The 6,288-nt window shown below is 66.2% G+C and carries 7 protein-coding genes; 6 read left to right on the forward strand and 1 reads right to left on the reverse strand.

Annotated elements, in window-relative coordinates:
• Nucleotides 1–59 precede the first annotated feature (59 nt).
• The 6 genes from QW868_RS18105 to QW868_RS18130 all read left to right on the forward strand — a co-directional run bounded on the left by QW868_RS18105 (nucleotide 60) and on the right by QW868_RS18130 (nucleotide 5,631).
• The gene (locus tag QW868_RS18105) at nucleotides 60–638 is read left to right on the forward strand and encodes a cytochrome c oxidase subunit 3 family protein (protein ID WP_315776023.1); all 579 of its coding nucleotides are present in this window, start codon (nucleotides 60–62) and stop codon (nucleotides 636–638) included.
• 3 nt (nucleotides 639–641) lie between these two features.
• On the forward strand, nucleotides 642–905 hold the full coding sequence (locus QW868_RS18110; protein WP_316231105.1) for a cytochrome C oxidase subunit IV family protein: 264 nt from the start codon (nucleotides 642–644) through the stop codon (nucleotides 903–905).
• Nucleotides 906–1,007: 102 nt separating this feature from the next.
• Entirely contained in the window at nucleotides 1,008–1,460 is a 453-nt protein-coding gene (locus tag QW868_RS18115) for a cytochrome c (protein WP_315738510.1), read from the forward strand.
• A gap of 38 nt (nucleotides 1,461–1,498) precedes the next feature.
• Nucleotides 1,499–2,845: a cbb3-type cytochrome c oxidase subunit I gene (locus tag QW868_RS18120; RefSeq protein ID WP_315755401.1), complete on the forward strand. Its 1,347-nt coding sequence runs from the start codon at nucleotides 1,499–1,501 to the stop codon at nucleotides 2,843–2,845.
• Nucleotides 2,846–2,904: 59 nt separating this feature from the next.
• A complete protein-coding gene (locus QW868_RS18125) occupies nucleotides 2,905–3,714 on the forward strand; it encodes a CbbQ/NirQ/NorQ/GpvN family protein (RefSeq protein ID WP_315755402.1) in 810 nt (269 codons plus the stop codon).
• 3 nt (nucleotides 3,715–3,717) lie between these two features.
• Nucleotides 3,718–5,631, forward strand: a complete 1,914-nt coding sequence (locus QW868_RS18130; protein WP_316231106.1) for a nitric oxide reductase activation protein NorD — start codon at nucleotides 3,718–3,720, stop codon at nucleotides 5,629–5,631.
• 59 nt (nucleotides 5,632–5,690) lie between these two features.
• Here the strand turns inward: QW868_RS18130 and QW868_RS18135 are convergent, their stop codons facing one another.
• Nucleotides 5,691–6,125, reverse strand: a complete 435-nt coding sequence (locus QW868_RS18135) for a DUF2267 domain-containing protein (protein ID WP_315738506.1) — start codon at nucleotides 6,123–6,125, stop codon at nucleotides 5,691–5,693.
• Between the last annotated feature and the right edge of the window lie 163 nt (nucleotides 6,126–6,288).

Below are 6,288 nucleotides of genomic sequence, written 5' to 3' on the forward strand. Positions count from 1 at the left end.
CGACAAAGAGTCCAACTGACGGTCCGACTAGCCTCTCGACGTTCAACTCGGAGGCAGGGATGTCGGCGCTCGCTTGTGAGCCGGAGCAGGAGGAACGTTGGGGCGTGCTGGATGGTCTGCCCGGCGACGCCATGATGTGGGTGCTGATCCTCAGCGAGCTCGTCGCCTTCGGCCTCCTGCTGGGCGGTTTCGTGGTGGCGCGGGCCCTCAACCCCGTCGTGTTCGCGGTCGGGCAGGCGATGCTCGATAGCCGCCTGGCCGCTGTGAACACGGCCGTGCTGGTCACCAGCGGCTGGGCCGCCGCGCGAGCTGCTGCTTCTGTGCGGCACGCCTCGACCGGGAGCGCCCGACGCTGGCTCGGGCTCGCCGTGTTGCTGGGTGCCGTTTTCATCGCCGTCAAGCTGACGGAATATGGCGGCGAGATCGCCGCTGGCGCGGGCATGGAGACATCACCGTTCTTCACGCTCTACTTCCTACTGACGGGCTTTCACCTCCTGCATGTTCTGCTCGGCATCGTCATCCTGGCCGTCGTCGGCCGCAGCGCCACCGCCAATGGCGTCGAGACCGGGACCGCCTTCTGGCACATGGTCGACCTGGTTTGGATCGTCATGTTTCCGGTCCTCTATCTGGTCGGTTGAGCCATGTTCCGTGACCGTCTCGATCGGGCCTGGCTTCAACTGCTGGCCCTTGCCATTGCGACGCTTGCGGCGTCGCTGCTGCTGCCGAGCCGATGGCTCGTCGATGCGGCCGCACTGCTGCTCGCATTGGCAAAGGGCAGGGTGATCGTGCTCGATTTTCTCAGCTTGCGCGATGCGCCCGCGCTGTGGCGCGGCCTGCTCACCACGTGGCTGGCGGCTCTCGTTGCGCTTGCCGGGCTCGCGGTCGCGATCCGCGCGCTCATCTGATCGGCCATCGCCGCGCTCGTTGCGCTCCGACAAAGAGCCCCTCGGCATTGCCGGTAGATTGCTTTCACACCATCGAACTTCACCAAACGGAAAGGACGTGTCATGGCGGAACGCCTGACCAAGTCGGCCGCGCGGAACGTCTTTTACGGCGGTTCGGCCTTCTTCTTTGCGATCTTCCTCGGACTCACAGCGCACAGCCACTACTACATGGTCACGACCTCGACCAATGCGTCGACGCTGTCCGACGGCGTCGCACGCGGCAAGCACGTCTGGGAGAAGAACTCCTGCATCAATTGCCATACCCTGCTCGGCGAGGGCGCCTATTTCGCGCCCGAGGTCGGCAATGTCTGGGACCGCTGGGGCGGCAGACAGGACCCGGCCGCCGCGCGCGAGATGCTGAAATCCTGGATGCAGTCGCAGCCCTCCGGCGCTCCCGGCCGCCGGCAGATGCCGCAGTTCAATTTGTCCGACCAGGAGCTCAACGACCTCGCCGACTTCCTGCAATGGGCCGACACGATCAAGCGTCAGGACTGGCCGCCGAACAAGGCCGGCTGAGCCGGCACCCCGCCCCCCCGTCATGAGAGAGATCCGCGATGAGATATGAGACCCAGAAGGTCGCGATGCTGTATTTCTACGGCGCGCTGACGCTCTTCCTCGCCCAGGTCATCTTCGGCCTGCTCGCCGGCACCATCTACGTGCTGCCGAACACGCTGTCGGTCCTGCTGCCCTTCAACATCGTCCGCATGATCCACACCAACGCGCTGATCGTGTGGTCGCTGATCGGCTTCATGGGGGCGACCTACTTTCTGCTGCCCGAGGAGACCGAGACCGAGCTCTACAGCCCGCTGCTCGCCAAGATCCAGTTCTGGTTGTTCTTCGGCGCCGCGGGGGCTGCCGTCGTCGGCTATCTCTTCCACTACCATGAGGGCCGCGAGTTTCTCGAGCAGCCCTTCATCATCAAGGTCGGCATCGTCGTCGTCTGCCTGATGTTCCTGTTCAACGTCACCATGACGGCGCTCAAGGGTCGCAAGACGACGGTGACCAACATCCTGCTGTTCGGTCTGTGGGGCGTCGCGATCTTCTTCCTGTTCGCCTTCTACAATCCGGCCAATCTCGCCGTCGACAAGATGTACTGGTGGTACATCGTCCATCTCTGGGTCGAGGGGGTCTGGGAGCTGATCATGGCCTCTATCCTGGCCTTCCTGATGATCAAGCTCAACGGCATCGACCGCGAGGTGGTCGAGAAGTGGCTCTACGTGATCATCGGGCTCGCGCTGTTCTCCGGCATCCTCGGCACCGGCCATCATTTCTACTGGATCGGCGCCCCCGGCTACTGGCAGTGGATCGGCTCCTTGTTCTCCACCCTCGAGGTCGCGCCGTTCTTCACCATGGTGATCTTCACGGTGCAGATGACCTTGAAGGCTGGCCGCAAGCACCCGAACCGCGCTGCGCTGTTGTGGTCCGTCGGCTGCTCGGTGATGGCCTTTCTCGGCGCCGGCGTCTGGGGTTTCCTGCACACGCTGTCGTCGGTGAACTACTACACCCACGGCACCCAGGTCACCGCGGCGCACGGCCACCTCGCCTTCTTCGGCGCCTATGTGATGCTCAACCTCGCCGTGATGGCCTATGCCGTGCCGCAACTGCGCCAGCGTGCGCCCTACAATCAGTGGCTCTCGATGGCGAGCTTCTGGATCATGTGCACCGCGATGATGACGATGACCTTCGCGCTGACCTTCGCCGGCGTCGTCCAGGTGCATCTGCAGCGGGTGCTTGGTCAGAGCTACATGGACGTCCAGGACCAGCTCGCGATGTTCTACTGGGTGCGGCTCGGCTCCGGTGTGTTCGTGGCGATCGCGGCGCTGATGTTCGTCTGGGCCGTGCTGGTGCCCGGCCGCGCCAAGGAGCCCGTGATCCCCGGCGCGCTGCAGCCGGCGGAGTGAAATCCCGCAGGCGGCGGCCTCGATGCCGCCGCCCGCATCCCCCGATTCGGAGAGTGACCATGAAAGCCGCGCTGCACGCGATCGATACCGCCCCGTCGTTTCCCTCGTACACGCCGACCGGCAATGAATGCGCGCTGTTCGAGCATGCGTTCCGGCATCGCCTGCCGGTGCTCCTGAAGGGCCCGACCGGCTGCGGCAAGACCCGCTTCGTCGCGCACATGGCGGCGCGGCTGGAACTGCCGCTGCACACGGTGGCCTGTCACGACGACCTCACCGCCGCCGATCTCACCGGACGCTATCTGCTCAAGGGCGGTGACACCGTCTGGACCGACGGCCCGCTGACCCGCGCGGTACGCGAGGGCGGCATCTGCTATCTCGACGAGGTGGTCGAGGCCCGCAAGGATGTGACCGTGGTGCTGCATCCCCTCACCGACGACCGCCGGATCCTGCCCTTGGAGCGTACCGGCGAGGAGCTGATCGCGCCCGACGGTTTCATGCTCGTGGTGTCCTACAATCCGGGTTATCAGTCGCTGCACAAGGCGCTCAAGCCGTCGACACGGCAGCGCTTCATCGCCATCGAATTCGGCTTCCTGCCCGCCGAGCAGGAGATCGCGGTGGTCGCCGCCGAGAGCGGGCTGCCGCCGGAGCGCGTTCGGCCGCTGGTAGCGCTCGCGCATCGCCTCCGCGCGCTGCAGGGCCATGACCTGGAGGAGGGCGTCTCGACCCGGCTCCTGGTCTATTGCGCAACCCTGGTTGCGGCTGGCACGCCCGTCGCCGACGCCGTGCTCGCCGCGATGATCGAGCCGCTCACCGATGACGCCGACGTCAAGGCCGCTTTGCGCGAGGTCGCGCGTGCCGTGATCGGGTGAGTCATGCTCGACTTTCTCGAACTGGAGGAGACCGTCGGCCGCGCCTGGCACCGCATGGTCGGCACGACCTCGAGCTATCCGGTCCATCCGGATCAGGCCGTCGCGCTGAACGAGATCAGCGGCCGCATCGCCGTGATGTTCCGCGCGCTGGGCGGCGAGAGCGGCGTGCAGGTCGCCGGAGCCAGGGCGCGCAAGTCGGGCCATCGGCTCGGCTGGCGCCAGCGCATTGGCCTCGGCGACGAATGCCTCGATCAGGCCGGGCGCGACGGCGCCACCGTGTTCCTGCCGGAGACCATCGCTTTGCTGCCGGATCGCGCGCTCAATGCACAGCTCTATCACTGGCTCGCGGCGTGGTTCGCGACCATGGCGGTCGAGCCGATCGCGGAGCGCGATCCGCTGCGGCATGATCTGCTGGCGCTGCGCCGGGCCTGTGAGACGACCTCGCTGGTGCTGGCGCGCTTTCCGGGACTGGCGCGCACGCATGCGCAACTCGCCGAAGCGCTGGCTGCGGCGCGGCCGCGGCGGCCGCTGCCTCGGCTCGAGCAGCAGATCGAGCATATCGTCATGGCGCTGCTCGGCGTCGGCGCGCCGCCCAAGGGCGCGCTGTGGAATGCGGTCATCGCCGGCGGCGCGTTGCCGGAGGCCGCCCCGCCCGGTTATCGGCCGATGCTGCCGTGTCCGCTGTGGGGCGATTGCTGGAGCCGCGATGCCGTTGCCGCGGCGCGCGAGGACGACGACACGCAGACGCCCGCAGAGCAGGAGGGGGCACCCGACACCCGCAAGCGCTTCGCGCGGCGCGAGCGCGACGACACGGCCAAGCGCGATCCATTCATTCTCAACCGCTTCGAGAAGATCCTGGCGATGGCTGAGATGGTCAATGTCGATCGCCCTTCCGACGATACCGACGATGACGATGCCCGCAAGGCCGCCGACGATCTCGATGAGCTCGCGATCGCCAGGCGCAAGGGGCGTCCGGCGAGCAAGCTGAAATTCGATCTCGACCTGCCGCCCGAGGCGGTGGACACGGCCCGGCTCGACAGCGGCCGGCTGTATCCCGAATGGAATTATCGCAGCGGAGCCAATCTGCCGGATCATTGCCGCGTCGTGACCGGCGACGCCGCCGAGGCGGGCGAGGCGTGGGCTCCGGACGATGCGATGCGTCGGCGCATCCGCAGCGTACGGCGCAGGTTCGAGACCTTGCGGCCGCGTCATGAGGTGATGCGCGCGCAGGCCGATGGCCACGACCTCGACATCGACGCGCTGGTGCGCGCGCGCAGCGATCTCAATGCCGGCCATGGCGGCATCGACCGCGTGCACTTGGCGATGCGCCCGCTCGCGCATGATCTTGCGGTGACCCTGCTGGTGGACGTCTCCCTGTCCACCGATGCGTGGATCGACGGCGTGCGCGTGCTCGACGTCGAGAAGGAGGCGCTGCTGGTGCTGGCGCATGGGCTGTCGGCCTGCGGCGACAGCCACAGCATTCTCACCTTCACCTCGCGGCGCAACTCATGGGTCCGCCTGGAGACCGTGAAGGCATTCGGCGAGCCGATGAGCGGGCGGGTCGAGCGCCGTATCGGTGCGCTCAGGCCCGGCTACTACACGCGCATCGGCACGGCGGTGCGTCACGCCGCCGGCGAGCTCGCCGAGCGACCCGAGCGCAAGCGACTGCTGCTGGTGCTGACCGACGGCAAGCCGAACGACGTCGATCACTATGAGGGACGTTTCGCGATCGAGGACACGCGCAAGGCGGTGCAGGAGGCGCGGCGCGGCGGCGTCGCGGTGTTCGGCGTGACCATCGATGCGTCGGCGCAGTCGTATTTTCCCACCCTGTTCGGCCGCGGCGGCTACGGCATCGTCGGCAACATCAGGCGACTGCCTGCAGCATTGCCCGCGCTGTATCGGCAGATTGCCCATTGAGGTCGGACGTTGGTTGCGAGTTGCGAGCTGTTTCTCACCTTTCGGGAGCTTGCTCCCCTTCAGGTCGCCGGCTCGCGCAGATTCCGCAACGGCACCGGCAAATGACCCATCAGCTTGTCGAACTCGCCAGGGTCGAGCTTCTCCCAGAGAATTTCGAAGATGCCGCGTGCGGCCCTGAGCGGATCGACCGGAAATTGTGGCGGCAACTGACGGAAGATGTCATCGACGAAATATTCGAGATGGCGGTCCTTGGTCGGCGTCGCCGCGTGATGCCAGCCTTCGTAGTAGATGCCGCGAATGAGCAGCGGCAGCTGCGCGCCGAAGTTCACGGCGGTCGCCATCGGCAGGCGGTCGCGCAGCACGTGCAGCACCGCGCGCAGCGCGTTGTAGGCCTGCTGTCGGCTCGAGAGCGCGAGGCGCTGCTCGATGGCCTTCAGCCAGATGTTGGTTTCCTGGACGGTGTGATCCAGAGCCGTCACGCCGATCTCGCTCATGTGATTCTCCATGAATGCTGCACAAGATGAATGCTGCACAAGGACCGTTCGCGGGACGCCGAACGAAGCAACAGCGACGACTGATTCGCTAGAGCGTGATGTTTTTTGCCGGAATCAGGATTCCCGAGTCGGTGAACTTCTGATTCAGATTCCATGCTGGAGC

Origin of the sequence: Bradyrhizobium sp. SZCCHNR1051 (genome assembly GCF_032489615.1) — a bacterium.
Classification (GTDB): domain Bacteria; phylum Pseudomonadota; class Alphaproteobacteria; order Rhizobiales; family Xanthobacteraceae; genus Bradyrhizobium.

Bases quoted from the DNA above. Each gene is read 5' to 3' on its own strand.
- QW868_RS18120 (WP_315755401.1), top strand. From the start codon at position 1,499: ATGAGATATGAGACCCAGAAGGTCGCGATGCTGTATTTCTACGGCGCG.
- QW868_RS18115 (WP_315738510.1), top strand. From the start codon at position 1,008: ATGGCGGAACGCCTGACCAAGTCGGCCGCGCGGAACGTCTTTTACGGC.
- QW868_RS18110 (WP_316231105.1), top strand. From the start codon at position 642: ATGTTCCGTGACCGTCTCGATCGGGCCTGGCTTCAACTGCTGGCCCTT.
- QW868_RS18135 (WP_315738506.1), bottom strand. From the start codon at position 6,125: ATGAGCGAGATCGGCGTGACGGCTCTGGATCACACCGTCCAGGAAACC.
- QW868_RS18105 (WP_315776023.1), top strand. From the start codon at position 60: ATGTCGGCGCTCGCTTGTGAGCCGGAGCAGGAGGAACGTTGGGGCGTG.
- QW868_RS18130 (WP_316231106.1), top strand. From the start codon at position 3,718: ATGCTCGACTTTCTCGAACTGGAGGAGACCGTCGGCCGCGCCTGGCAC.
- QW868_RS18125 (WP_315755402.1), top strand. From the start codon at position 2,905: ATGAAAGCCGCGCTGCACGCGATCGATACCGCCCCGTCGTTTCCCTCG.